This window comes from Allorhizobium paknamense (genome assembly GCF_030815125.1).
Lineage (GTDB): Bacteria > Pseudomonadota > Alphaproteobacteria > Rhizobiales > Rhizobiaceae > Allorhizobium > Allorhizobium paknamense.
This window is the reverse complement of sequence record NZ_JAUSWH010000003.1, coordinates 117981-143044: the sequence shown is the minus strand read 5'-3', so window position 1 is coordinate 143044 and position 25064 is coordinate 117981. Positions and strand designations below refer to the sequence as shown.

Here is a 25064-nt window from a genome sequence, read left to right as displayed (position 1 = left end):
AAACCAGGCGTCAGGGCTTGCCCCGCCGCCTGACGGACCGAAAAACCCTTCGCATCGCTAGGGATCGTCACCGATGCTGACCGAAGAAAGGGCCGCATTTCCTGCCACGCCGGCTTGGAAGGCTGCGCGATGACAGAGCATGTGCTGGAACGGGGGTTGCTGGATGCGGTCTGCGATGCCCAGGGCAGTGCCCTGCTGGTGATCGACCGCGACGATCTCGTCGTCTATGGCAGCCCGCAAGTTCTCGGCTTCTTTCCAATCCCTGAGTTCCACCTGCAGCCGGGCACCCGGCTCCGGGATCTGCTGGGCAGTATCTATGACCATTGCATCCGCAGGCTGAGCAACCCGCCGTCGCGGGAGGACTGGATTGCCGAACGGGTGGCCGGGCAATGGCGGGAGCGCTGGGAAGGTGTGGATCGCACGGAAAAGGGCCGCCAGGTCCGCATGTCGAAACGGCGCCTGCCCTCCGGCTTCGGCCTTTGCCTGATGACCGACGTGACCGAGCAGAAAAAGCGTGAGGAACAGTGGCGGCTGGATCAGGAGCGCGTCGAAGTCACCGAGGAAATTCTGGACCGCCTGCCGCAGCCGCTCTTCGTGCTGGATGATGCCGCTGTCATCGTGGCGATCAACCGCGCCATGGTCTCGCTCACCGGCCTCAGTGCCGCCGCCTTGCAGGGACAGAGCGCGGGCGTCATCTTTGCGGCGGAGTTCCTGGAAGAGATCCATCGCAGGCGTGACAATGCCGGCCATCTGGGCGAAGCCGTCGCGCTGGGCGACTACCGCGCCTGGCTTTACCGGGTGGAAAAGGCGGGCCGCATCTTCACCATCGTCAGCTTTGCCGCCGAGGCCGGTGACAGCCGCCGGATTCTGTCCGCAGCGCCGTCTCTAACGCTCACAAAGCCCACCGCCGTCACCCGTCTGGAAGGGCCTGCCATGACGCGGGCAGATCTTGCCGGTTTGAAAATTCTTGTCGTCAGCAGCGATGACATCTTGTCCCGGAGCCTGACGGCATGGCTTCAGGCGGCGGGCGTGGATTGTTGCGCGGTGGCCAGTGGAAGCGAGCAGCGGGCCTTTCTCGGCGTTGCCCGTTCCGCCGATATCCGCATCGACAGGGTGCTGGTGGACAGGCGCATGCCGCCGCTCTGCAGGGCGCTCGCCGAAGAACAGGCCCTTGCGGCGGTGATGGTCGACGCGGACTGGACACCGGAGACCTTGGGGACCGCCCTTGCCCAAAGCCGCGAAAAGCCCTTTGCCCTCACACCGCCAACAGAGGCTGTCCAGACGCCGCAGCCTGCCGCAGCCCCATCTCCTTCCGCCGGCATTCTGGTGGTGGAAGACAATGCGGTGAACCAGATTGTCTTTTCACAGATCCTGGAAGGGCTGGGCTGCCGCTATACGCTGGCGGCCAATGGAACGGATGCCTTGCGCATCTGGCAGGAATTGCGGCCTGAAGTGGTGCTGATGGATATCTCGCTGCCTGACATTCATGGCCTCGACCTTGCACGGGTGATGCGCGAGCAGGAAAAGGCAGGCGGTCCGCGCTCGCTCATCGTCGGCGTCCTCGTGCCCGCCTTCGATCAGGACCGACCGAAATGCCTGGAAGCGGGCATGGACGATGCCATCGTCAAACCGCTGAGCCCGGACATGATCGAGCATCTGCTGCAACGTCATGGGCATGTGGCCAGGTCCGTGCTTCAGGCATGAGGCGTTGCTGGCTTGAAATGGCACAGTTAATGATGATTTTCCCAAAATGAGCCATTTTCGCGCAGATTGAAGACCATCTGTGCAGGATGCGCAAACGGATAACGGGAAACCACCCTGTCAATATGCTAAATCACGGGTGAGAATCCACAGGTCCCGCAGTCGCCGAAACTAAAATTTTATTAGGATTTGCCGCCCATCCTAAGCATCGGAAGCCGTATCTCCAGATGCGTCTTTCGTGATGGCAGTGGAATGCGATGAAGAAATGAACAGATTCAGCGGAAGCGCGTTTCCTGGAATGATTGCAACGGACGCATTTTAGGGATTTTCCATGGGCGCTGCTGATATGCCGGCAGACGAGAGCGGGAGGGCCGGACCGGCCTTTACCGATTCCCTGACGGGGCTGGGAAATCAGCGCCGGCTGAAGGAAAAGGTATGTTCGCTCGCTGCCGAACGGGCAGCCGACCCTGCGCCGTTCACGGTTGCCCTCGTCAATCTCGACGGCTTCAAACCCATCAACGATCTCTTCGGCTCGCAAGCGGGCGATGAAATCCTCTGCCAGGTGGCGCACCGGCTGAAGGCCTGCATTCCCGATGGCAGCCTTGTCACCCGCCATGACGGCGATGAATTCGCCATCATCCTGCCGCTGATCTTCGAGGCGGGCAGCGCCGAACGTATCGGCCATCTCATCAAGGACGTGCTCTCGGCCCCTTACGATCTGGGCGACCGCAATGTGCGGCTCTCCGCCTCGCTGGGCTTTGCCATCTATCCGTTTGCGGGTGCGGAATTCGATGACCTGATGAAAAGTGCTGAAACCGCGCTTTATCGCTCCAAGCGGCGCGGGCGCGGACAGGTGACGGTCTATACGCGCGAAATCGCCCAGGAAATGCGCCGCTCCACCCAGCTTGAACAGGCGTTGCGCAATGCCATCATCAACGATGCGGTGGATGTGCATTTCCAACCCATCGTGTCGCTGGCCGATCAGCAGGTTCTGGGCTTCGAGGCGCTGGCGCGCTGGATCGATGCCGATCTCGGCTTTGTCTCCCCCGCCGTCTTCGTGCCGCTGGCCGAGGAGCGCGGCTTTATCGATACGCTCTCGGAAACCCTGTTGCGCAAGGCCGCCGATGCAGCACTCACCTGGCCGCGCGACCTGTTCCTTTCATTCAACCTGTCTTCCGTGCAACTGACCGATCCCTCCACCACCTCGCGCACGCTCTCCATTCTCAGCAGCGTCGGTTTGGACCCTGCACGGCTGGAGCTTGAAATCACCGAAACCGCCGTGATGGCCTCGGCCAGCACCGCCAGCCGGATTATTGAGGAATTGCGTCAGGCTGGCGTGAAGATTTCGCTGGATGATTTCGGCACAGGCCAGTCCAGCCTGGGGCGGCTGCGCGAATTCACCTTCGACAAGGTCAAGATCGACCGCGCCTTCGTCTCGGCCATCACCACGGACCGCACCTCCGAGCATATCGTCAAGGCGATCATTACCATGTGCGACGGGCTGAACCTCAAGGTCGTCGCCGAGGGTATCGAAACCGAGGTCGAGGCGGAAATGCTGCGCGGGCTGGGTTGCGCCATGGGCCAGGGCTATTACTTCGGCAAGCCTGCCGATGCCGCCGCCACGCTGCGCTATCTCTACCGCCACTATCAGGACCTGACGGCAACCCGGCACAGGGGCCAGTTCATCGCTGGCTAGGGTGTGTGGGGATTCAGCTTTGGGCGGGCTGCAAACGGCAATTTCCTGCGCTTACCTAGGCTCATGTACTCAAGTACACTCCGCTCCGGTTCTCGAAAATCACCGTTTTCGCCTCCCCCAAAACTGAATCCCCACACACCCTAGAGCATTGTCCCGAGAAAAGGGGAAACCGGTTTTCCGTCCGGAAATGCGTAAAACAAGAGATTACTGCATAATTCCTTAAATCTGAATCGATTTAAGGAGAAAATTATGCAGCAGATATAAAGCGCTACAGCGAACCTTTGTGCGCCATATATGGCGCACGGCGCTGTAGAGCATGTCCGGTGCAATCAGGCTTGAAGCAAAGCAAATTGCGCTTCCACCGCCCGCTTCACCTCATCCTTGACGGCAATCGACACCTCGAAAATCTGCCGGGCCTTCAGAAAGTCCAGCACGCCGAAGCCGTTGACGGGCGGGCGGATGAAAATGGCAGGCGCACCGAGCTTCAGCTTCAGCGCCAGATGCGATTGCATCATCAATTGCGAGGCGCCGAACAGGCTTTCAATCCGGTTCGGCAGTTCCAGCCCCGTTCCCACCGGCCCGCCGACGATATCGACGCCGATGACGATATCCGCCAGACCGAACAGATGCTCATAGGGCACCGGATTGAAGATGCCGCCATCGATCATCAGCCGCCCATCGAGATTGACGGGTGCAAACAGCGCCGGAATGGCAGCAGAGGCCGCAAGCGCCTGATAGAGATCGCCCTCCTCGCAGACCCGTTCGCAATGCCCGTAATAATCGGTGGCGATGACCTTGAGCGGCAGCGACAGCTCTGAAAAATCGGCGGGAATCCGCTCCGGCAGGAAGGCCCGCAGGATGCGTTCCAGATTGAACTGGCCCAGCCGGAAGCCGCCCAGCGCATGCTTGACGGAGGGCGGACGCAGGCTCCAGATGCGATTGAGGACGGCAGTACGGTTGCCCATGGTTTCCAGTGCATGTTCGCGCATTTCGGCAGCCGACATGCCGCAGGCCTTGCCAGCACCGATAATGGCGCCGATGGAGGCCCCCGCGATCGCCACGGGCTGGATACCCAGTTCCTCCAGCGCTTCCAGCACATGGATATGGGCAAATCCCCGCGCCCCGCCAGCCCCCAGCGCCACGCCAACAGTGGGGGTTGCGCGCGGCTTGCCAGCGGCCAAAGCGCTATGCTCATTCATTTTCTGCATTGCGTCTTCCTGAAAGCGCCTGCGCGATATAGCCGTTTTTCGTGTGCCCTCCTGCATAATTCCTTAAATCGGAATCGAGTTAAGGTGAAAATCATGCAGCACATTTAAAGTCTTACAGCGTCTTTTGTGCGTTTGATAAAACGCACGGCGCTGTAAGACTGTGGGAAACAAAAAGCACGACACCTCTCAAAACAAAATGAAGACAGGCGAAAATTGCACCTGATACCGTTGGCGCTTCCCTTGCCACCCGCGACAAGTGTCTACAAGACACGTTCGCGCGAGTGGGCATGGGATCAAGCCGGCCGGTAGCGATAGAAGTGAATGCGCGTATCCCCGAAGGTGCGGCTGTCCAGAGGTTCGAAGGGAGCCTCGACAGCCACCTCGACATCGCCGCGCTCCTCCAGGATGGCCAGCGCCCCCGGCACCAGCCAGCCGCCCTTGTGGGCCGCGGCAAAGGCCTTTTCGCCGAGGCCCTTGCCGTAGGGCGGGTCGGCAAACAGCAGATGGAAAGGCTCCATGGTGCTCACGGCCCCAAGATCGGTGGCATCGCGCCGCAGGATTTTCGCCCGGCCATGCAGGCCGAGACTGTCGATATTCTCCCAGAGCAGTCCCCTGCCCTCGACGCTGTTTTCCACAAACAGCGCCGAGCGGCAGCCACGCGACAGGGCCTCCAGCCCCACCGCGCCGGTGCCGGCGAAGAGATCGAGAATGCGCGTGCCCTCCAGGCTTTCGGGATGGGCATGCAGGATGATGTTGAACAGGCTTTCCCGCGTCCGGTCGATGGTGGGCCGGATGGCATTGGATTTCGGCGAGGCAATGGTGCGGCCGCGAAACTCTCCTCCAACGATCCGCATGGCTTACCTCTTGCCCTTGAAACCGCCTGGCTTGCCGCCCGAAGGCCTGCCCCCTGAAGGCTTGCCGCCGAAAGGCCTTCCACCCGGTTTACCGCCGGCTGGCTTCCCGCCAAAGGATTTGCCACCGCCCGATTTACCGCCAAAGGACTTGCCCGCACCTGGGGCACCCCTGCGCTCGTCGCCATTGCGCTCTGGGCGGTCCCGTCCGCCATCACGGCTGCCGCCGAACTTGCCGCCCTCGCGGCCCTTGCCGAAAGAACCGCCCTCGCGCCCTTTCCCAAAAGAGCCACCGTCCCGGCGGGGACGTGCGTCCTCTTCGCCCTGAGGCTTGCGGGCCGGGGCTTCGGCGCGAATCCATTCGCCCTCCTCGTCGCGGGCGCGGCTCACCGCCACGCGCGGGCCGCGATCCATCGGCCTGCCGCCGCTTTTGCGGTCCGGGTCGTGCTTGGAGAGCGTGCGGGTGGCGGAGCCATCCTTGTTGCGGCCATAGCGATTGTCCGGGCGCTTGCCATCACGGCTGCGGATCGGCTTTTCGCCTTCGGCAGCCCCTTCCGCCTTGGCGGCGGCCACCGGCCTTGCGCCGGGCGCCATCCATACATTGGCGGTGCGGCTGGTGCCGGCAGGCTTGCGTTTCGGCCTGTCGAAGTCGCGATCGTCGCGGCGGCTGGTGTCCAGCCGCTCCAGCGCCCGTTCGCGGCCACCATCCCTGCCACCTTTGCGCTCCGGCTTGCCGCTGCGGGCGGGCCGCTCGTCATCCTGACGCTCCGCCCTTGCGGCGCGGGCGGGCTTGGCCCCCTTCGGTTCCTCGTCTTCCTCGCGGCTTCCGGCAGCGTTGAAGATCGGCGCGTCGAAATTGGCCTTGGCCTCCTCGATCAGGCGGGGACCAAGCTGATCGCGCAGCATGCGGCCGCGCACCTCCATGGCCTTGCCTTCCGGCAGGTCGCCGAGCTGGAACGGGCCATAGGAAACGCGGATCAGCCGGTTCACGTCGAGACCCAGCGCGCCCAGCACATTCTTGATCTCGCGGTTCTTGCCTTCCCGCAGGCCCATGGTGATCCAGACATTGTGGCCCTGGGCGCGGTCCAGCGTCGCGTCGATAGCGCCATAGAGCACGCCATCGACGGCAATGCCGTCCTTCAGCTTGTCCAGTGCCGCCTGATCGACAGAGCCATAGGCGCGCACGCGGTAGCGGCGCAGCCAGCCGGTGGTGGGCAGTTCCAGCACGCGGGCAAGGCCGCCGTCATTGGTGAGAAGCAGCAGGCCCTCGGTATTGATGTCGAGGCGGCCGATCGACATGACGCGCGGCAGATCGGCCGGCAGGTTGTCGAACACTGTCGGGCGGCCTTCCGGATCGGAATTGGTGGTCACAAGCCCTGCCGGCTTGTGGTAGAGCCAGAGACGGGTGCGTTCGATGCCCTGCACCGGCTCGCCATCCACCTCGATGCGGTCGGCAAAGGTGGCGTTCAGCACCGGCGTTTCCAACACCTTGCCATTGACCGACACCCGGCCTTCCATGATCATCCGCTCGATATCGCGGCGCGAGGCAATCCCGGCGCGGGCAAGCAGCTTGGAAATACGCTCCGGCTTCATGGTCTCGTCGCCCGTCACGGCGCCAGGGGCCTCCGTACGCTTCGGGCGGAAAGCGGCCTTCACCGGCCGGTTGCCCTCGCCCTTCGCGGCAGCGGCCTTGAAAGGCTTGCCCGGGTTTGCGGTGCGCGCGCCAGACCTGCGGTCAGGTTTGCCGCCCGTCTCGCTGCGGGCCTCATCCTTGCCGCCAAAGCGGGCGGGCTTGCCCTCGCCCTTGGCAAAGCTGCGGCCACCCTTTCCGGAGCCACCCTTGCCGGACGCATTGGTTTTCTGGCCGAAGGGCTTGCCGCCCCGGCGCTGGAACTTCTCGTTATCGGTCATTTTTCTATTTGCCTGTCGTTTGGCCTGTGTCCTATCAGTTCCGGCAGGCTTGGTTAAGCAGAAAGTTTTCAACATGCTGCCGACACGGCGTTTCATGGACAAGGCCCTCCTTGAGGCAGAGGCCGCCGCCGCCCGCGGCGAGGTGCCGGTGGGCGCGGTGATCGTCCGGGAGGGTGAGATCATCGCCAGCGCCGGCAATGAAACCCGCGCCTTGAAGGACGTGAGCGCCCATGCCGAAATTCTTGCCATTCGCCGGGCAGCACAGGCGCTGGGCGAAGAGCGCCTCACCGATTGCGATCTCTACGTGACGCTGGAGCCCTGCGCCATGTGCGCCGCGGCAATATCCTTTGCCCGCATCCGCCGCCTGTATTACGGCGCGGAAGACCCCAAGGGCGGCGGCGTCGATCATGGACCGCGCTTCTTCGCCCAGCCCACCTGCCACCATGCCCCGGACGTCTATTCCGGCCTTGCCGAAACCGAAGCCGCAAGCCTGCTCAAGCGCTTTTTCCGTGATCGCCGCGACGGAAGCGGAGCCGCGTGACAGTCTCATGACAGTTTGTCATGGCCGATGGAAAGCATGTTGCGCCGCACCCTAAAATATTATGGGTTTATATTTCCCACGCATCGATTCTTTTTGTCATCTTCTTCAAATAGAATACCCCTACTTATTCCAGGATTCTGCAAATTTACGTGCTCAAGGCTTAAGCATCAACTGCCTAAAATTTGCGTTTATTTGACTTTTATCCAGTCCATCCCAATAAAGACCATCGCGAACAGGCTTCTCTCGTTGACTTTTCGAAAGTTAGCATGTTATGCGCGCAAAAGTCGCAACCTAACAAAATTACAATATTTTGTGGAGATTTTTGCATGAGTGACATTGAAGAGCTGATTCAGAAGCACACCGAAACCCGCAGCGGCGCGATCAATCTGATCGTCAGCGAAAACCGGATGTCCGAGAAAGCGCTGGCTGCTCTCAGCTCCGATCTCGCCTCGCGCTATGCCGCGCCCTTTTATGCCGGAACCGATTATTCTCAGCAGATCATGTCCCTGACGGAGGAAAAGGCCCGCCGCGTGTTCGAGGCCGATTACGTCAATATTTCTCCCATTTCCGGCAGCGCCAGCCTGATGGCGGTGGTCTTCGCGCTGACCTCGCCCGGCGACAAGGTGGGGCGCGTTCCGCCCTTCTTCCCCGGCGGCGGCTATCCGTTCCAGTATGAGGTGTTCGACCGCGTTTCGCTGCCGCTGCCCTTTTCCGACGAGGAATGGCAGCTTGACCTGGAAGCGACGCTGGAGCTTCTGGAGCGGGAAAAGCCGAAGCTCGTCATTCTCGGCGCCTCCATCTTCACCTTCCCCATGCCGCTGCAGGAAGTGGCGGATCTGGTGCACAGCTATGGCGGCATTGTCGCCTATGACGGCTCCCACAGCCTCGGTCTGATCGTCGGCAAGCAATATCAGGACCCGCTGCGCGAAGGCGCCGATATTCTGTTCGGCTCCACCCACAAGACCTTCCCCGGCCCGCAGGGCGGCATGATCGCCACCAACAACAAGGAACTGCATGAGCGGATCGAGCTTGTCTCCAACTTTACCCCGCTTAACGGCCCGACCATGATCTGCAACCCGCATCTGGCGCGCATCGCCTCGCTCGGCATCGTGCTGGATGAGGTTCCGTGGGAGCGTTACGCCGAGCAGGTGGTGAAGAATTCCCGCGCCTTTGCCCGCACGCTGAACGATGCCGGTTTTGAAATGCGCGGCCAGTCCACCAAGCGCTTCAGCGAATTCTCCTATTGCCATCAGGTTCTGCCGAAGATCGACAAGCAGATCGCCATGGGCCATCGCGACAAGCTGAAGCACCATAACATCCATGTGGATGGCTTCATGCGCGTCGGCACCGCCGAAATCACCCGCCTGGGCTATGACGAGGATGATTGCACGCGCATCTCCGAAATCATGCTGGAGGTGATCTCCAGCAATATGGATGTCATTCCCTCGCTGAAAAACGAAGTTATTGCGATGAACGCGGCCAAAAGCCGGATCGTGATGTAATACCAAGGCTCGAAGATGCTAACGCATCCACGCCTTGAAGAAATTTCGAATATCTCAAATGCATCAATGGCTTGAGATACTCGAAAAAGGAATACGAAGAGTCATCTTCAATGACTCTTCGTATAACGCCTGCCCAGTTTTGCGTATAAAAAGGCTTTTCCACTATGGCGACACCCGTCAACAATACATCTCTTCAGGAAGTCATCATCATCGGTTCGGGCTTCGGCGGCAGCGTTTCGGCGCTGCGGTTGAGCGAAGCCTTCCGCGACAAGGGCTGGACCGGCGACAAGCCGGTTCTGCTTCTGGAGCGCGGCCAGGACTGGTGGGGCAATCTCACCGGCAACCCGGTCACGACACCGCCCTTCTGCAATTATCGCCAGCCCGATCAGCGGGCAGGCTGGTTCGTCACGGCAGAACCGCTCGGTACGCCGCAGAACGGCCCGGCCATGGACGACCAGACGGTGAATTTCAACACCGCACAGACCTATGCCTGCCGCCCGATCACGCAGTTTCCAGGCCTGCTGGAAGCCATCGCCAATCCGGGCCTGACCATGACGGCACTGGTGGGTGCGGCGCTCGGCGGCACCTCGCATGTCTACAACACCTTCTTCCAGAAGCCGTCGAAGCTCGCCTTCACGCTGGCTTTCCGCGATCCGGAAAATCTCAGTTCCATCGATGATGTCCTGCTGAACTATGACGATCTTGAAGGACACTACGAGACCGTGAAGGCGATCATGGATCCGAACAGCATTCCGGATGGAGTCCTGAATAGCCCAGCCTATCTCTCGACCAAGGCTTTTATGGAACAGGTGGAAGCGATCAAAAAACACGATGGCGACGACAGCTTCCATCCGCCGATCAAAGAAACGCATCTGGAAAAAACCGAACTGGCGATGGACTGGGATGTCGTGAAGAATGAAATCGCAGCCACTATGCTGCCTTCGGCCATCATCGGCGAAATGTGGTATGGCATGAACAGCTTTACCAAGGAAACCGATGGCAGCCTGCGCGGCATCAAGAAGGCACTGGACCAGAACTATCTGAAACAGGCCAATGATACCGGCATGCTGCAAATCCAGTGCCTGTGCGAAGTCACGAATGTCTTCATCGACCCGGCCTCCTCGGCAGATGAGCCGATCTATGTCGTCACCGCCAACCTCATCAATCCACAGAACCCGCTCAGCCCTTCGCCGGTCGTCTACCGTGCCAGGAACGTCATCTTCTCGGCGGGATCGATGCACAGCGCGCCGATGCTCCTGGAATTTGCCAACAACCCGAACCCGCTGGACATCAGCCAGAACGGCCTGCCGGCGCTTAGCAGGTATGTCGGCATGTTCTGGGGGCAGAACGGCGATGTCATGGGCACACAGACCATGAATGGCCGAACCCGCCCGTCCGATGGCGGCCCCGGTTCGGTCGACGCTTCATTCTATTACGTCAAAGATCCCTCGCTCTTTGAATCAGATGGAAACAAGGTCGATGATGAGACTTTGAAAAAGGCCTTCGATGAGTGCATAGACTTCATGCTGGATCATCATGCCGCTCCATTCATCCGCTTTCTTCTCTACCCCGCATGGTATGAGGAAGTCGATAACCTGCAGAACACCTACAATATGGCGATCTGCTATAAGCCGGCTCCCGGTCAATTCGTACCGACCACCAAGCAGAAAGAGGGCGGGCGTCAGACCTATACGCTATTTTACCCGAGCAGCGAGGAGCCAGCCACCAACCCCCTGCTATCAAAAATGGTCAGGGGCGAGGCCTCTGAACTCAGCGGCAAGGGTGTGACAGACTCCCTGAATACTTTGATCACCACTCTACATCGCTGGTGCGAGGCGAACGAATCTAAAGGGCCAGGCGAACACTCTTATGGTCTTTCCAAGCCGCTTCGCTATGGCGGACCGATGCCGATTTTCCCATCGAGCGGTCTGTATGCTTCGAGAGACTCGGATAAAGAGCTGCTGAAGAGCACAAAGGAGCAGTTCATCACCGCTTATGGCATGACGGCGCATCCGCTCGGTGGTTGCGTGCTTGGCAAGGCCTGCGACAAGCGCGGGCGGCTGCTGGATTTCGGCCAGAACCCGATCAAGGGCCTCTATGTGGTGGACGGCTCGCTGATCCCGGGCTCCACCGGCGCCTGCACCCCGGCCTGGACCATTGCCGCCGTGGCGGAATATTGCCTGACGGACATCACCCGGGACATCGTGCACTAATCTTGTGCTATTAGAGCATGTCCAGCAAAAGTGCGTTAGCGGTTTTGCGTCCGGACTGCGTAAAAACAAATAGATAGAGCATTTCAGGTGATCCCGTTTTCACCGGAAATGCTCTAGTACCAAATGTCAAAGCGCCGGTCTGGTTCAATCAGATCGGCGCTCTACAAGCTCACGCCTCGTCGGCGAAGGCTTTCAAGGCATCGCCGGACAGGCGGTAGCGGATCCATTCGCTCTGCGGCTCGCCGCCGATGGACTCGTAAACCCGGATGGCAGGCGTATTCCAGTCCAGCACGCTCCATTCGAAACGGCCGCACCCCTCCTCCACCGCCCGGCGGGCGAGATGACGCAGAAGAAGCCGTCCGCCACCCTGGCCGCGAAAGGCCGGATCGACATAGAGATCTTCCAGATAGAGCCCCTTGCGCGCAAGCCAGGTGGAGAAACTGTAGAACCACAGCGCAAAGCCGGCAGGCTTGCCTTCGCTTTCGAGAATGACGGCGCGGGTGACGCTTGCCTCTCCGAAAAGGCTTTCCGCCAGGCTTTCCGGCGTGGCCTTGACCTCATGCTCGGCCTTCTCGTAAATCGCAAGATCAGTGATGAAACGCAAAATGACCGGCACATCGCCGACCTCGGCATCGCGAATGATAAAGCTCATGGTGTACCCAAAATAAAAAGGGGCCGAACCGGCCCGCAGATCAATGATCAGCCTCTGTGATCCCCATCGGTCATCCTCGGGCTTGACCCGAGGATCCATGCTGCAGGCGCCTTATGGATGGTCGGGTCAAGCCCGACCATGACGGAGGAAAAGCTGGGACCCTGGATTAGAAAATAATAATCGGCTCTTATTGGAAGGGCTGCCACCAGTTCTTGCCGGAATTGCTGATCTGCGCTTCCTTCTGGCGGCGCTTTTCCTTCTTGGCTTCCGGTTCACCCAGATCGGTCAGCTTGGATTCGTCCACCATGCGGTAGCTGTCCGGCGGATCGGAAAGCACGCGGCGCTGATCGAGATAGGCACCCTTCTGGATCTTGCGCGCGTCACGGAAGGCCTGCCACTTCTGGGTTTCTGTCATCGTGCCATTGGTGCCGTAACCGGCCAGCAGCGGCGAGCGGTAATTCGGATTGTTGGAATTGGCGTCGGCCTCGGCCACCAGACGCTTGCGCGTATCTTCCGGCGATTCCACCCATTCCGGATTGTCCTTGCTGGCAAGCGAGGTCTGCGGCTGCACAAGTTCTGCCTGGGCACCCTTGGGCGGCAGCACAAGATCGGGACGCGGGCTATACTTGCCCTCGGGCTTCTTGTTGCCGGAGATCGAGGCGGCGGAACCAAGGTCATCCGCCAGCTGTTCCATGGCGGTCTTGTCCGTCCCGTAGGTCGGGCCGCTCATGCAACTGCTCAAGCTGGTGCAGGCGGCAAAAATGCCGGCCAAGGTCATGCCAACGCGAACCATACGTGCCTTTACCATAAATCTTCCAGCCTTTCAGCATGACGCGCCAGAGCAGCGCCACAGCTCGATGCTCCACCCCAGCCACCACGGCCTGTGCAGCGTATCTGCGCAGGCTCGCGGAGATTTCAGGCGAGTGTCTCTCGCCTGAAAGAAAATTCCGGCCAATTTCAGGCAGCTTTTACCGAAAGATCAGCAAAAGAGCAAATGCCGCGAGAAGAAATCAACCCTGCACCGCAGCAAGTTCGCGCAAGGCAGCGGCATCGCGGGCCGAAACCTCGGGATAATCGGGATCGGAACCGACATCCGGCGTGATCCGCCACGAACGGGCGCATTTGCGGCCTTCCGCCAGTTTCGGCTCCACGGCAACGCCTGCGACCTCGGGCAGGCGGAAGGCTTCCGCCGGGCCCTCACCCTTGACCACGGAAATGGCCGAGGTGATGCAGATTTCCGCCATATCCACCCCGTCAAGGGCTGCCAGCAGCGCGGCATCGGCTACATGCACCACGGGGGCTGCCTCCAGCGAGGAGCCGATGCGCTTGTCCTTGCGCTCCACTTCCAGCGCGCCGGTAACGACCGAGCGGACCTTGCGGATCTTCACCCACTTCTCGTCCAGCGCCGGGTTCAGCCACTCCGCCGGAATGGTGGGGAACTGTTCGAGATGCACGGATTCAGCTTGCGGATTGCGCGACAGCCAGGCCTCTTCCGTGGTGAAGGGCAGCATGGGCGCAAACCACAGCACGATGCAGTCGAACAGCTTGCGGATGACATAGAGTGCCGCGCGGCGGCGGGCAGACGACGGCGCATCGCAATAGAGCGCATCCTTGCGGATATCGAAGTAGAAGGCCGACAGTTCGACATTGGCGAAATCGGTGAGCGCGCGGGTGATGCGCTTGAAATCGAAGGCGTCGTAGCCCTCGCGCACCAGCCTGTCCAGCTCCGCCAGCCGGTTCAGCATCAGCTTTTCCAGATCCGGCAGATCGGCATAGGCAAAGGCGTCGCCGGTGTCATGGGCCAGCGTGCCGAGCATCCAGCGGATGGTGTTGCGGATCTTGCGATAGGCGTCGATATTGGTCTGGAGGATGGTCTTGCCGAGGCGCTGGTCTTCGCCGTAATCGGTGTTCATCACCCACAGACGCAGGATATCCGCGCCCGATTGCGCCATCACATCCTGCGGCACCACGGTGTTGCCGAGGGATTTCGACATCTTGCGGCCCTGCTCGTCCATCGTAAACCCGTGGGTGACGACGGCCTTGTAGGGCGCGCGGCCCCGCGTGGCGCAGCTTTCCAGGAGCGAGGAATGGAACCAGCCGCGATGCTGGTCAGACCCTTCCAGATAGACATCGGCAGGCCATTTCAGATCGGGCCGGTCTTCCAACGTAAACGTATGGGTGGAACCGGAATCGAACCACACATCGAGAATATCCTTCACCATGGTCCAGCGGTCCTGATCGTCGCGACCGGCCAGGAAACGCTCCTTGGCGCCTTCGGCAAACCAGGCATCCGCGCCTTCGGCCTCGAAAGCTGCGATGATGCGGGCATTGACCGCGTCGTCCACGAGGATTTCGCCCTTTTCATCCGCGAAGATGGCGATCGGTACACCCCAGGCGCGCTGACGCGACAGCACCCAGTCCGGACGGTTTTCGATCATGGCGCGCAGGCGGTTCTGGCCACCGGCAGGCACGAAGCGTGTGTCATCGATAGCGGACAGGGCGCGAGACCGCAGGGTCGAGCCGTCACCGAAATCCTTGTCCATGGTGACAAACCATTGCGGCGTGTTGCGGAAGATCACCGGCTTCTTAGAGCGCCAGCTATGGGGATATTCATGCTTGATGCGGCCCCGGGCGAAAAGAGTGTTGGCGGCGATCAGCGCCTCGATGACGCGCTTGTTGGCATCGCCCTTCTTGCCGTTATCGTCCATGACACGGGCCGCACCGCCTTCCGCCGAGGGGCCGAAACCGGGCGCATCCTCGGTGTAGAAGCCGTCATCGCCGACAGTGAAGGGGATTTTCGAGGAAATGCCGCGCGCTTCCAGTTCACGGGCATTGGCCATCCAGGCATCAAAGTCCTCGCGACCATGGCCGGGGGCGGTATGGACGAAGCCCGTACCGGCATCGTCAGTGACATGATCGCCGTCGAGGAGCGGGACGGCGAAGTCGTAGCCGCCAGCGAGACCCTTGAGGGGGTGGGCGCAGGTGATGGCTGCCAGTTCCTCGGCCTTCACGTCGCGCAGACGCGTGAATTCCAGCTTTGCCTTGGCAAAGCACTCAGCGGCCAGCTTGTCGGCGAAGATCAGTTTTTCACCCGGCTGCGGACCGAATTCATTGGCAGCAGCGGTGACTTCATAGAGGCCATAGCCGATCTTGGACGAGAAGGAAATCGCCCTGTTGCCGGGGATCGTCCAAGGGGTCGTCGTCCAGATGACGACGAACGCATCGGACAGGCTGCCTGCACCACCCACCGGAAACTTCACCCAGATCGTATCGCTCTCGACCTCGGCATATTCCACTTCCGCTTCGGCGAGTGCTGTACGCTCCACCACAGACCACATGACGGGCTTGGAGCCGCGATAGAGCTGGCCGCTCTTGGCGATCTTCAACAATTCACCGGCAATGCGGGCTTCGGCGTGGAAATTCATGGTGGTGTAGGGATTGTCGAAATCGCCCTCGATGCCGAGGCGGCGGAATTCCTCGGCCTGCACCTTGATCCAGCCGCTCGCGAAATCCCGGCACTCCTTGCGGAATTCGTTGACCGGCACTTCGTCCTTGTTCTTGCCCTTCTCGCGGTATTTTTCCTCGATCTTCCATTCGATCGGCAGGCCGTGGCAATCCCAGCCGGGCACGTAATTGCTGTCGAAGCCGCGCATCTGGAAGGAGCGGGTGATGACGTCCTTGAGGATCTTGTTCAGCGCGTGGCCGATATGGATATTGCCGTTGGCATAGGGCGGGCCGTCATGCAGCACGAATTTTTCGCGGCCTGCGGCAGAGGCACGCAGGCGCTTGTAGAGATCCATCTTCTTCCAGCGCTCCACCAGTTCCGGCTCCTTTTGCGGCAGCCCGGCGCGCATGGGAAATTCCGTCTGCGGCAGATAAAGGGTGGAGGAATAGTCCTGCTTGTCCGTGGTCTCGGTCATGGTCCAACCATTGAATGGGCGGCTTTGCGCGCGCCTTGAAGTGCGATGAGGGAGGAAAGGGGCGTTTCGGCAGCACGTCTGCGCGCGGGGCAGACGCTGGACAAACGCCAAAAACCCGGACCCTTCGGCTGGCCTTCAGGCCGCGCGAAAGGCCGGGCCAATAATTCGCAGCGTGCTTATTGGCTCAAGCTTTGTCATCGGGCGGTTGTTTAAGCGCTTTTGCCCCGAAAGAAAAGCAAAAAGAAGGGTGGCAGCGGGCCTAGACCGCCGCCACCCGATCCCTCACAGTCCGTCCAATAATCGCCGCTGGCCGTCTGCAAATGGCAATTTCTGCGCTTCCGGTACTCACGTACGTTAGAGCATAATCCGACCGGAGTGAAACGAGGATCGGCAAGATTATGCTTCAAAAATAGAAGCTTAGAGCGCCGATCTGATTTAATCAGATTGAAAAGCGCTCTAAGTACGCTCCGTTCCGGTTCTCGAAATCACCATTTTCGCCAGGCCAGCAGCAATTCTTGAACAGACTGTCAGGCGCGGGCTTTGCCCCCGCCTGCGACAAGATTGACGAGCACCGCCACGAGGATGTTGGCGGCAAGCGCCAGCAGCCCGATATAGACGGTGACCGGCGCACCGCCGAGCGAGAGGGCATGCAGCGGCTTCCAGCCATTCAGCCAGACCAGCCAGGTGCCGCCGGCAAAGCCAACCACCCAGCCCGCCAGCAGGCCGGACGCGCGGAACCAGTTGGTGTAAAGACCGAAGACCAGGGCCGGAAGCGTTTGCAGGATCCAGATGCCGCCCAGCAATTGCAGATCCAGCGCAAACTGGGTGGGCAGGAAGACGATGACCAGAAGCGCCCCCACCTTGACCAGCAGCGACGTGACCTTGGCCACCTGCGCCTCACCCGCATGCGAGACATCTGGATTGACATAGGCCTTCCAGAAATTGCGGGTAAAGAGATTGGCCGCACCGATGCTCATCACCGCCGCAGGCACCAGCGCGCCGATGGCGATGGCCGAGAAGGCAAAGCCCGCGAACCAGTCCGGAAACAGCGTATCGAACAGCATCGGCACGATGTCGTTCGGGCTCTGGGGCTTGAGCCCCGCCGCATGGCCCATATAGCCGAGCAGCGCCAGCAGACCGAGCAGCAGCGTATAGGCGGGTAGCAGCACGGCGTTCTTGCGAATGGTATTGCCGCCATTCGAGGCGAAAATACCCGTCAGCGTGTGCGGATACATGAAGGCGGCCAGCGCCGAGCCCAGCGCCAGCGAGGCATAGGCAACAACCTGGTTGGAGCCGAGCAGCAGCCCGCCCGAGCCCTTGGCCTGGAAGGCGGCATCGGCGGCGGCAAACACATTGGCATAGCCGCCGAGCTTCAGCGGAATGGCGGCGACGGCCGTGATCACCACGATATAGATCATGATGTCCTTGACGAAGGCGATCAGCGCCGGGGCCCTGAGGCCCGCCGAATAGGTGTAGAGCGCCAGAATGATGAAGGAAATGGCAAGCGGCACTTCCCCATGCAGGCCGAGCGCCTTCAGCACCGTCGCCATGCCGACCAGTTGCAACGCGATATAGGGCATGGTGGCAATGACGCCGGTGAGCGCCACGGCAAGCTCCAGCGCGCGCGAACCATATTGGCCATGCACCACATCGCCCGCCGTGACATAGCCATGCTCCTTGGCGCGCCGCCACAAAACCGGCATGACCAGAAAAACGAAGGGATAGACGATGATCGTGTAAGGCAGCGCAAAGAAGCCATAGGCCCCGACCGCATAGACGAGCGCCGGAACGGCAATGACGGTATAGGCGGTGTAGAAATCGCCCCCCACCAGAAACCAGGTGATCCAGGTGCCGAACTTGCGGCCGCCAAGCCCCCATTCATCGATATGGGCGAGCGTTTCCGGCTTGCGCCAGCGGGCGGCGACGAAACCCATGACGGTGACGAGGACGAAGAAGAAGATGAAGACGGACAGCGCCGTCACGTTGATGTCATTCGTCATCGCGGAAGCTCCTGTAGGCGACGAAGATCAGGAGCGAGGCCAGCGGCACCCAGCCGAGCTGATACCAGTAGAAAAACGGAAATCCGAAAAGCTGCGGCTCGCTCTTGTTGTAGAACGGCACCCAGAGCAGCCCGATATAGGGAATGACAAGCAGCCAGCAGGCCGCCGTCCATAAAGGTTTGTGCATGAAAGCCTCCCAAGGCAGGACCGAGGGCGTTTTCCCCCGCCGAACGCGGAGACTTCCGCATTCGCTGGCGTGCCGCAACCCTAAAACCGCCCAGAATATGACTTTGCGCAATTTAACAACACTTTTTACGCAAAATAATGCAATATTAAAATCTAAAGTAGTAGTTACGAACAAAAAAACAGCCTGTCTTGAGTGAGACAGGCTGTTTTTTACAAATTTCTTGAACGCCCCCAAAGAGGCAGGCGCGTCAGGCGGCGCGGGAAAGGCGTGTTTCGCTGGCAGCAAGCTCGACCGTCATGGATGCGGGAGCACGGCTGATCTCGGCGGTGTGATCCTTGCATTCCTTCGATACGAATTTCAGCGCTGCTTCCTCGCTGGCGAAAAGGCCGCCGAGCCGGTTGGTCTTATCCTGAAGGACCCAGAAGCCTTTTTGATCACGGCCAATGGTAAAACGCGGGGAAGACCGGAAAAGCGAACGCTGATCAACACACTCATTCATGACACGTACTCCTTCTATCTGGCTCTCTGAACGGTTATGAGGCAGTTGCCTGCAAAAAATGCGCAAGCACGGGCTTCTACAGCATTTTTCACCGCGCAGACCCCGCTTTTCGGCAGACCTGCCCTGCGCCTGACGCAAGCCTTGCTACAGCGCCGTGCGCCATACATGGCGCACAAAGGTTCGCTGTAACCCTTTACATCTGCTGCATAATCCGACCGGAGTGAAACGAGGACGAATAAGATTATGCTTCAAAAAGAGAACCTTAGAGCGCCGATCTGATGCAATCAGATCGGCGCTCTAAAAAGCGATTTTCTGATCCAGGGCGCTCAGCGGCCGCACGCCGGAAAGCATGGCGCGGGCGTCCTGTTCATCCTTGCGGATCTGGGTGACGAGCGCGTCGAGGCCGTCGAACTTCCACTCGTCCCGCAGATGGCCGAAGAAAGAGACGGCGCAGACCTCGCCATAGAGATCGCCGGAAAAATCGAACACGAAGGTTTCCAGAAGCGGCGCACCGTCTTCCGTCACGGTCGGGCGGTAGCCGAAGCTTGCCACGCCATCGCGGATCACGCCATCGGCGCGGCGCAGGCGCACGGCATAGATGCCGGGCCTGAGGGTTGCTTCCGGCTGCAGCGCCATGTTGGCGGTAGGAAAGCCGAGCTGGCGGCCAAGCTGCTTGCCCTTGATGACCTCCGCCTCCACCGTGAAGCGATAGCCGAGCAGGCCGTTGACCTCGGCAATGCCGCCTTCCGCCAGCAGCGCCCGGATGCGGCTGGACGAGACGACCTCGGCATTTTCATCGCGGAAGGCATCGAGAAGCGTCACGCCGAAACCATGGCGGCGGCCCGCATCCATCAGAAAGGCCGGTCCGCCTTCGCGGCCCTTGCCGAAGTGGAAATCGAAGCCGGTGACGACTTCCGAAGCGCCCAGCCAATCCTGCAGGATGGACTGGACGAAATCCTCCGGCGAGCGCTGCGAGAAATCACGGTCGAAGGGATATTCCACCACCGACTGAAAGCCCATGGCCTCCAGCAGCCTCGCCTTCATCGGTGCCGGGGTGAGGCGAAAGACCGGGTTTGCGGGCTGGAACAGGCTGCGCGGATGCGGCTCGAAGGTCAGGACCAGCGCGGGCACGCCGCGTTCCTCGGCAAGATCCAGCGCGCGGTTCAGAACCGTCTGGTGGCCGCGATGCACGCCATCGAAATTGCCGATGGCGACAACGCCGCCCTTCAGGCCATCGGGCAGCGGGGTCTTTTTTTCATTGCGATGAAACACAGTCATGGAAAATGTCCGAAAACTCAGGCGAGGCGTTGCATCCAGAAGGCGGGCGTCACACCTTGGCCCACCAGATAGGTTTTCAGCAAGGCCTCATCGGTCTTGCCATGCAGGGAATATTCCGCCGCATGAATGCCGCCGGAGATATAGAGAAGATCAAGCCCGGCGGAAACCGCGCCGCGCACATCGGTGGGCATGCCATCGCCGATGGCGATGATGCGGCTCTTGTCGAGCTCGCCGCCGCGCGCCTCCCGGGCCGCTGTCAGCGCCGCCTCGTAAATCGGCGCATGCGGCTTGCCGGCAATACGGGTCTTGCCGCCCAGCTGTTCGTAATAGGCGGCAACGGCCCCCGCGCAGGGGATCATCCGGTGGCCGCGCTCGACGATCAGGTCAGGATTGGCGCAGATCAGCGGCACGGAGCGGGCGGCAAAGCCGGTCAGCATCTCATGATAATCTTCCGGCACTTCCGTCTCGTCATCGAAGAAGCCGGTGCAGACCACGCATTCGGCCTCTTCCGCCGGGGTCAGCGTCACATCCAGCCCATCGAACAGCGGCAGGTCGCGCTCCGGACCGAGCAGGAAAACCTTCTTCGGTCCCTCGGCAATCAGGCGGCGCGTGACATCGCCGGAGGTGACGATGCGGTCATAGGCGCTGTCCGGCACGCCAAGGGTGCGCAATTGCGGCACGACGCCGGAGGAAGGGCGCGGCGAATTGGTGATCAGCACCACCGTCATGCCCTTCTGCCGTGCTGCCGTCAGCACCTCGCCCGCGCCGGGAAAGGCATCGACACCATTGTGCAGCACGCCCCAGACATCGCAGAGCGCAACGTCGTAACGGCTGGCGGCATCGAGAAAGGTGGAAAGCTGCTGCGGCATGGATCATTCCTGACATGACTTCATCGGTGGGCTGACATTGCAAAGGATGAGAAGGATGGCAAGGGAATTTCTCTCTCCCCCTTCGGCCATAAGCTCCTCATAGCCACAGGCCGCCACGCCAGAGAAGGCCGAGGATTGCAGCCAGCGTCAGCACCCGGCCGACACCCTGCCGCAGCCCGAAGAGGAGCAAAGCGGAGACAAGCGTGATGGCCAGCGCCGGAAACTGGAGAGAGGCAAGCTGCGGCCAGGGGAATGCCGCCCCCGCCAACGGGCGGATCTCGCCGACATCGGCAAACAGCACATGCAGCGCCAGCCAGACGGCCAGATTGAGGATCACCCCCACCACCGCTGCCGTAATGGCGGAGAGCGCACCGGCGACCCGTGCCTCACCGCGCAGCCGCTCGATCAGCGGCGCGCCTGCGAAGATGAAGAGAAAGCTGGGACCGAAGGTGGCCCAGGCCACCAGCAGCCCGCCGACAAGGCCCGCCACCACGGGCTCCCATCCGCCCGAGGCGCGAAAGGCGGCGAGAAAGCCGATAAAGGAGAGAACCAGCACCAGCGGCCCCGGCGTGGTTTCGGCCAGCGCCAGCCCATCCAGCATTTCCTGAGGGCTCAGCCATCGATAATGCTCGACCGCCACCTGCCCGACATAGGCGAGAACCGCATAGGCCCCGCCAAAGGTGACGACGGCCAGTTTGGCGAAGAAGGAAAACAGCAGCGGAAAAATCCCGGACTGCGGCGCTGAGGCGAAGATCAGCAGCGGCGAGAGCCAGAGCGCCGTCCAGGCCAGCACGGACAGCGCGAGGGTTTTCGGCTGCAACGGGGGCAAAGGCCCCTCCTCTACCGGCGGCGCGGCGATCCGGACGCCAACCACCGTCCGCAGCAAACCGCAGAACGCCGCCAGGGCCACGACCAGCGGAAAAGGCAGGGAAAAGACGAAGAGCGCGAGGAAGGCGAGCGCTGCCAGCAGAAGGTGGAAACCATCCTTCAGCGCCCGGCGCGCAATGCGCAAGAGCGCCTCGAAGACAATGGCGATCACCGCCGCCTTGAGGCCGAAGAACAGGCCCGCCACCCAGCCGATATCATGCCACAGCGCATAGGCCGCCGACAGGCCGAGCATCACCGCCAGTCCCGGCAGCACGAAAAGCAGGCCCGCGATCAGCCCGCCCCGCACGCCCTGGAGAAGCCAGCCCGTATAGGTGGCCAGTTGCTGCGCCTCCGGGCCGGGCAGCAGCATGCAATAGTTCAAGGCATGCAGGAAACGCGCTTCGGTGAGCCAGGCCTTTTCCTCCACCAGCAGCCGGTGCATCAGCCCGATCTGGGCGGCGGGGCCGCCGAAACTCATGAGCCCGACCCGGAAAAAGGCGGCAGACAGGTCCGCTTTCGAAACGGCAGGGCGTGAGGGGGCAAGCGGCAGGGATGGACATGGTTCTGTCATATGCATGCTCTACCGTTTTTTCATGAATTTTTTTCGCACGATCATTCTTGACTCCCCTCGGGAGCGTGCTTATCTCAACGCCGCTAGCACTCGCAGGCAGTGAGTGCTAACAGGTTCAAGGCAATCCAACCCGGATTGCGAATGTCATTTGATCGAGGGATTAGACAATGGCAAGCACCAATTTCCGTCCGCTGCACGACCGCGTTGTGGTTCGTCGCTTGGAGTCTGAAGAAAAGACCAAGGGCGGTATCATCATTCCCGACACCGCCAAGGAAAAGCCGGCTGAAGGCGAAGTCATCGCTGTTGGCCCGGGCGCCCGCAAGGACAGCGGCGAGCTGATCGCTCTGGACGTCAAGGTCGGCGACCGCGTTCTGTTCGGCAAGTGGTCCGGCACGGAAGTGAAGATCGACGGCGCTGACCTTCTGATCATGAAGGAAGCCGACATCATGGGCGTGATCGGCTGATTTCAGCCGGATACCCTTCGTTCCAATCCACAGATTTAGGGGCGCAAGCCCGGGAGTCCTGAAAAATGGCAGCTAAAGAAGTCAAATTCGGCCGCAGCGCACGCGAAAAGATGCTGCGTGGCGTTGATATCCTCGCAGACGCCGTCAAGGTCACGCTCGGCCCGAAGGGTCGTAACGTGGTTATCGACAAGTCCTTCGGCGCTCCGCGCATCACCAAGGACGGTGTATCGGTCGCCAAGGAAATCGAACTGGAAGACAAGTTCGAGAACATGGGCGCCCAGATGGTCCGCGAAGTTGCTTCGAAGACCAACGACATCGCAGGCGACGGCACCACCACCGCAACCGTTCTGGCCCAGGCTATCGTTCGCGAAGGCCAGAAGGCTGTTGCCGCCGGCATGAACCCGATGGACCTGAAGCGCGGTATCGACCTCGCCGTTGCTGAAGTCGTCAAGGATCTCCAGGCCAAGGCCAAGAAGATCAACACGTCTGAAGAAGTTGCCCAGGTTGGCACGATCTCTGCCAACGGCGACACGCAGGTTGGCAAGGACATTGCCGAAGCCATGCAGAAGGTCGGCAACGAAGGCGTTATCACCGTCGAAGAAGCCAAGACCGCTGAAACCGAGCTGGAAGTCGTCGAAGGCATGCAGTTCGACCGCGGCTACCTGTCGCCCTACTTCGTCACCAATCCGGAAAAGATGGTTGCCGATCTGGAAGACGCCTTCATTCTCCTGCACGAGAAGAAGCTCTCCAACCTGCAGGCCATGCTGCCGGTTCTCGAAGCCGTCGTTCAGACCGGCAAGCCGCTCGTCATCATCGCTGAAGACGTTGAAGGCGAAGCTCTTGCAACGCTCGTCGTCAACAAGCTGCGTGGCGGCCTGAAGATTGCTGCCGTCAAGGCTCCGGGCTTCGGCGATCGCCGCAAGGCCATGCTGGAAGACATCGCCATCCTCACCGGCGGTACCGTGATCTCCGAAGATCTCGGCATCAAGCTCGAAAATGTCACCCTCGACATGCTCGGCCGCGCCAAGAAGGTTTCGATCTCCAAGGAAAACACCACGATCGTCGATGGTAACGGCCAGAAGTCCGACATCGAAGGCCGCGTTGCCCAGATCAAGGCCCAGATCGAAGAAACCACCTCTGACTACGACCGCGAAAAGCTGCAGGAGCGTCTTGCCAAGCTCGCTGGCGGCGTTGCCGTGATCCGCGTTGGCGGCGCAACGGAAGTCGAAGTGAAGGAGCGCAAGGACCGCATCGACGACGCTCTGAACGCGACCCGCGCTGCCGTTCAGGAAGGCATCGTACCGGGCGGCGGTACCGCTCTTCTGCGTTCGGCCCAGAAGATCACCGCCAAGGGCGCAAACGATGACCAGGAAGCTGGTATCAACATCGTTCGCCGCGCGCTTCAGGCTCTGGTTCGCCAGATCGCCGACAACGCCGGTGACGAAGCTTCGATCGTTGTTGGCAAGGTTCTCGACAAGGCTGACGACAACTACGGCTACAACGCCCAGACCGGCGAATATGGCGACATGATCGCCATGGGTATCGTCGACCCGGTCAAGGTTGTTCGCACCGCTCTGCAGAACGCCGCTTCGGTTGCTTCGCTGCTGATCACGACGGAAGCCATGATCGCCGAACTGCCGAAGAAGGACGCTCCGGCTATGCCGGGCGGCATGGGCGGCATGGGCGGCATGGACATGATGTGATAAGGCAGTAGCCTTATCGCAGCGCGGCCATAAAGCTTCGCCCATGCACTTAAAGTGGTTCAGCGCGTCAAGCGCGCGACATTCTTAGGGGTTCAGCGCGTCAAGCGCGCTGAACGGGCGGCATGGACATGGATCGTGATAAGGCAATAGCCTTACATATCTGAGCCAGTCGGTTCATTTCGGAAAGGGCGGTCTTCGGGCCGCCCTTTTTGCGTGCGCTTTAGAGAAAATCTGAGAAATGGCGTTAAAATCTTAATCTGTAACGTATCTGAAATATTGTATCCGTTTAAATTCGAATTTATGGCTGGATCGGCAAGAGGCAGCCACTGGGAGGAGCGAGGGCGACTTCGCCCGGAAATAGTCTCGCCAGACAACCACACAACTGACATCTTCCCGCTTTTTTTTGACAGGTTTTTTCAGTATGTGAGGAT

19 protein-coding genes and 1 pseudogene are annotated in these 25064 nt (G+C 60.6%); 8 read left to right on the top strand and 12 right to left on the bottom strand.

The window, feature by feature from the left end:
- The first annotated feature begins 129 nt into the window (after positions 1-129).
- Complete coding sequence (locus tag QO005_RS06530; protein ID WP_307157194.1) at positions 130-1704, top strand: response regulator; 1575 nt, start codon at positions 130-132, stop codon at positions 1702-1704.
- A gap of 328 nt (positions 1705-2032) precedes the next feature.
- Positions 2033-3397 carry a putative bifunctional diguanylate cyclase/phosphodiesterase gene (locus tag QO005_RS06525; RefSeq protein WP_307157193.1) on the top strand — a complete coding sequence of 455 codons (1365 nt, stop codon included), beginning with the start codon at positions 2033-2035 and terminating at the stop codon, positions 3395-3397.
- Between the two features lie 329 nt (positions 3398-3726).
- Here the strand turns inward: QO005_RS06525 and QO005_RS06520 are convergent, their stop codons facing one another.
- The 3 genes from QO005_RS06520 to QO005_RS06510 form a co-directional block, all read right to left on the bottom strand.
- Positions 3727-4605, bottom strand: a complete 879-nt coding sequence (locus QO005_RS06520; protein ID WP_307157192.1) for a patatin-like phospholipase family protein — start codon at positions 4603-4605, stop codon at positions 3727-3729.
- A gap of 293 nt (positions 4606-4898) precedes the next feature.
- A complete protein-coding gene (gene rsmD, locus QO005_RS06515; RefSeq protein WP_307157191.1) occupies positions 4899-5459 on the bottom strand; it encodes a 16S rRNA (guanine(966)-N(2))-methyltransferase RsmD in 561 nt (186 codons plus the stop codon).
- A 3-nt stretch (positions 5460-5462) separates the two neighbouring features.
- On the bottom strand, positions 5463-7367 hold the full coding sequence (locus QO005_RS06510) for a pseudouridine synthase (RefSeq protein WP_307157190.1): 1905 nt from the start codon (positions 7365-7367) through the stop codon (positions 5463-5465).
- Between the two features lie 73 nt (positions 7368-7440).
- On the opposite strand from QO005_RS06510, the gene QO005_RS06505 reads away from it, so the two are divergent.
- From QO005_RS06505 to QO005_RS06495, 3 genes are all read left to right on the top strand, one after another.
- Positions 7441-7908: a nucleoside deaminase gene (locus QO005_RS06505; protein WP_307157189.1), complete on the top strand. Its 468-nt coding sequence runs from the start codon at positions 7441-7443 to the stop codon at positions 7906-7908.
- 326 nt (positions 7909-8234) lie between these two features.
- The gene (locus QO005_RS06500) at positions 8235-9410 is read left to right on the top strand and encodes an aminotransferase class V-fold PLP-dependent enzyme (RefSeq protein WP_307157188.1); all 1176 of its coding nucleotides are present in this window, start codon (positions 8235-8237) and stop codon (positions 9408-9410) included.
- A gap of 164 nt (positions 9411-9574) precedes the next feature.
- On the top strand, positions 9575-11623 hold the full coding sequence (locus QO005_RS06495) for a GMC oxidoreductase (RefSeq protein ID WP_307157187.1): 2049 nt from the start codon (positions 9575-9577) through the stop codon (positions 11621-11623).
- 169 nt (positions 11624-11792) lie between these two features.
- On the opposite strand, the gene QO005_RS06490 is transcribed toward QO005_RS06495, so the two are convergent.
- The 6 genes from QO005_RS06490 to QO005_RS06465 all read right to left on the bottom strand — a co-directional run bounded on the left by QO005_RS06490 (position 11793) and on the right by QO005_RS06465 (position 18881).
- On the bottom strand, positions 11793-12275 hold the full coding sequence (locus QO005_RS06490) for a GNAT family N-acetyltransferase (protein ID WP_307157186.1): 483 nt from the start codon (positions 12273-12275) through the stop codon (positions 11793-11795).
- Positions 12276-12462: 187 nt separating this feature from the next.
- Entirely contained in the window at positions 12463-13083 is a 621-nt protein-coding gene (locus QO005_RS06485; RefSeq protein ID WP_307157185.1) for a hypothetical protein, read from the bottom strand.
- Between the two features lie 202 nt (positions 13084-13285).
- Complete coding sequence (ileS, locus tag QO005_RS06480; RefSeq protein WP_307157184.1) at positions 13286-16195, bottom strand: isoleucine--tRNA ligase; 2910 nt, start codon at positions 16193-16195, stop codon at positions 13286-13288.
- A gap of 527 nt (positions 16196-16722) precedes the next feature.
- Positions 16723-18195, bottom strand: coding sequence for a monocarboxylate uptake permease MctP (gene mctP / locus QO005_RS06475; protein ID WP_307157183.1), 1473 nt, complete (start codon positions 18193-18195; stop codon positions 16723-16725).
- A complete protein-coding gene (locus QO005_RS06470; RefSeq protein WP_307157182.1) occupies positions 18185-18382 on the bottom strand; it encodes a DUF3311 domain-containing protein in 198 nt (65 codons plus the stop codon). Before QO005_RS06470 ends, mctP begins: the two co-directional genes overlap by 11 nt.
- A 247-nt stretch (positions 18383-18629) precedes the next feature.
- Entirely contained in the window at positions 18630-18881 is a 252-nt protein-coding gene (locus QO005_RS06465; RefSeq protein WP_307157181.1) for a hypothetical protein, read from the bottom strand.
- Positions 18882-19080: 199 nt separating this feature from the next.
- Here QO005_RS06465 and QO005_RS24275 point away from each other — a divergent pair.
- Positions 19081-19170, top strand: a pseudogene (locus QO005_RS24275) (invasion associated locus B family protein); the annotation flags it as partial.
- An 8-nt stretch (positions 19171-19178) separates the two neighbouring features.
- Here the strand turns inward: QO005_RS24275 and QO005_RS06460 are convergent.
- The 3 genes from QO005_RS06460 to chrA form a co-directional block, all read right to left on the bottom strand.
- Positions 19179-20159: a bifunctional riboflavin kinase/FAD synthetase gene (locus QO005_RS06460; RefSeq protein ID WP_307157180.1), complete on the bottom strand. Its 981-nt coding sequence runs from the start codon at positions 20157-20159 to the stop codon at positions 19179-19181.
- Between the two features lie 17 nt (positions 20160-20176).
- On the bottom strand, positions 20177-21028 hold the full coding sequence (locus tag QO005_RS06455; RefSeq protein WP_307157179.1) for a TIGR01459 family HAD-type hydrolase: 852 nt from the start codon (positions 21026-21028) through the stop codon (positions 20177-20179).
- A 97-nt stretch (positions 21029-21125) separates the two neighbouring features.
- Positions 21126-22466, bottom strand: coding sequence for a chromate efflux transporter (gene chrA / locus QO005_RS06450; protein WP_307157178.1), 1341 nt, complete (start codon positions 22464-22466; stop codon positions 21126-21128).
- Positions 22467-22633: 167 nt separating this feature from the next.
- Here chrA and groES point away from each other — a divergent pair, with 167 nt between their 5' ends.
- Positions 22634-22930, top strand: a complete 297-nt coding sequence (gene groES, locus QO005_RS06445) for a co-chaperone GroES (protein WP_307157177.1) — start codon at positions 22634-22636, stop codon at positions 22928-22930.
- Between the two features lie 65 nt (positions 22931-22995).
- Positions 22996-24633 (top strand): chaperonin GroEL, encoded by a 1638-nt coding sequence (groL, locus tag QO005_RS06440; RefSeq protein WP_307157176.1) that lies wholly within the window; start codon positions 22996-22998, stop codon positions 24631-24633.
- The last annotated feature ends 431 nt before the right edge of the window (positions 24634-25064 follow it).

Coding starts and splice junctions, on each gene's coding strand:
- QO005_RS06530 (WP_307157194.1), top strand. CDS start 130: ATGACAGAGCATGTGCTGGAACGGGGGTTGCTGGATGCGGTCTGCGAT.
- QO005_RS06525 (WP_307157193.1), top strand. CDS start 2,033: ATGGGCGCTGCTGATATGCCGGCAGACGAGAGCGGGAGGGCCGGACCG.
- QO005_RS06520 (WP_307157192.1), bottom strand. CDS start 4,605: ATGCAGAAAATGAATGAGCATAGCGCTTTGGCCGCTGGCAAGCCGCGC.
- rsmD (WP_307157191.1), bottom strand. CDS start 5,459: ATGCGGATCGTTGGAGGAGAGTTTCGCGGCCGCACCATTGCCTCGCCG.
- QO005_RS06510 (WP_307157190.1), bottom strand. CDS start 7,367: ATGACCGATAACGAGAAGTTCCAGCGCCGGGGCGGCAAGCCCTTCGGC.
- QO005_RS06505 (WP_307157189.1), top strand. CDS start 7,441: ATGCTGCCGACACGGCGTTTCATGGACAAGGCCCTCCTTGAGGCAGAG.
- QO005_RS06500 (WP_307157188.1), top strand. CDS start 8,235: ATGAGTGACATTGAAGAGCTGATTCAGAAGCACACCGAAACCCGCAGC.
- QO005_RS06495 (WP_307157187.1), top strand. CDS start 9,575: ATGGCGACACCCGTCAACAATACATCTCTTCAGGAAGTCATCATCATC.
- QO005_RS06490 (WP_307157186.1), bottom strand. CDS start 12,275: ATGAGCTTTATCATTCGCGATGCCGAGGTCGGCGATGTGCCGGTCATT.
- QO005_RS06485 (WP_307157185.1), bottom strand. CDS start 13,083: ATGGTAAAGGCACGTATGGTTCGCGTTGGCATGACCTTGGCCGGCATT.
- ileS (WP_307157184.1), bottom strand. CDS start 16,195: ATGACCGAGACCACGGACAAGCAGGACTATTCCTCCACCCTTTATCTG.
- mctP (WP_307157183.1), bottom strand. CDS start 18,195: ATGACGAATGACATCAACGTGACGGCGCTGTCCGTCTTCATCTTCTTC.
- QO005_RS06470 (WP_307157182.1), bottom strand. CDS start 18,382: ATGCACAAACCTTTATGGACGGCGGCCTGCTGGCTGCTTGTCATTCCC.
- QO005_RS06465 (WP_307157181.1), bottom strand. CDS start 18,881: ATGAATGAGTGTGTTGATCAGCGTTCGCTTTTCCGGTCTTCCCCGCGT.
- QO005_RS06460 (WP_307157180.1), bottom strand. CDS start 20,159: ATGACTGTGTTTCATCGCAATGAAAAAAAGACCCCGCTGCCCGATGGC.
- QO005_RS06455 (WP_307157179.1), bottom strand. CDS start 21,028: ATGCCGCAGCAGCTTTCCACCTTTCTCGATGCCGCCAGCCGTTACGAC.
- chrA (WP_307157178.1), bottom strand. CDS start 22,466: ATGACAGAACCATGTCCATCCCTGCCGCTTGCCCCCTCACGCCCTGCC.
- groES (WP_307157177.1), top strand. CDS start 22,634: ATGGCAAGCACCAATTTCCGTCCGCTGCACGACCGCGTTGTGGTTCGT.
- groL (WP_307157176.1), top strand. CDS start 22,996: ATGGCAGCTAAAGAAGTCAAATTCGGCCGCAGCGCACGCGAAAAGATG.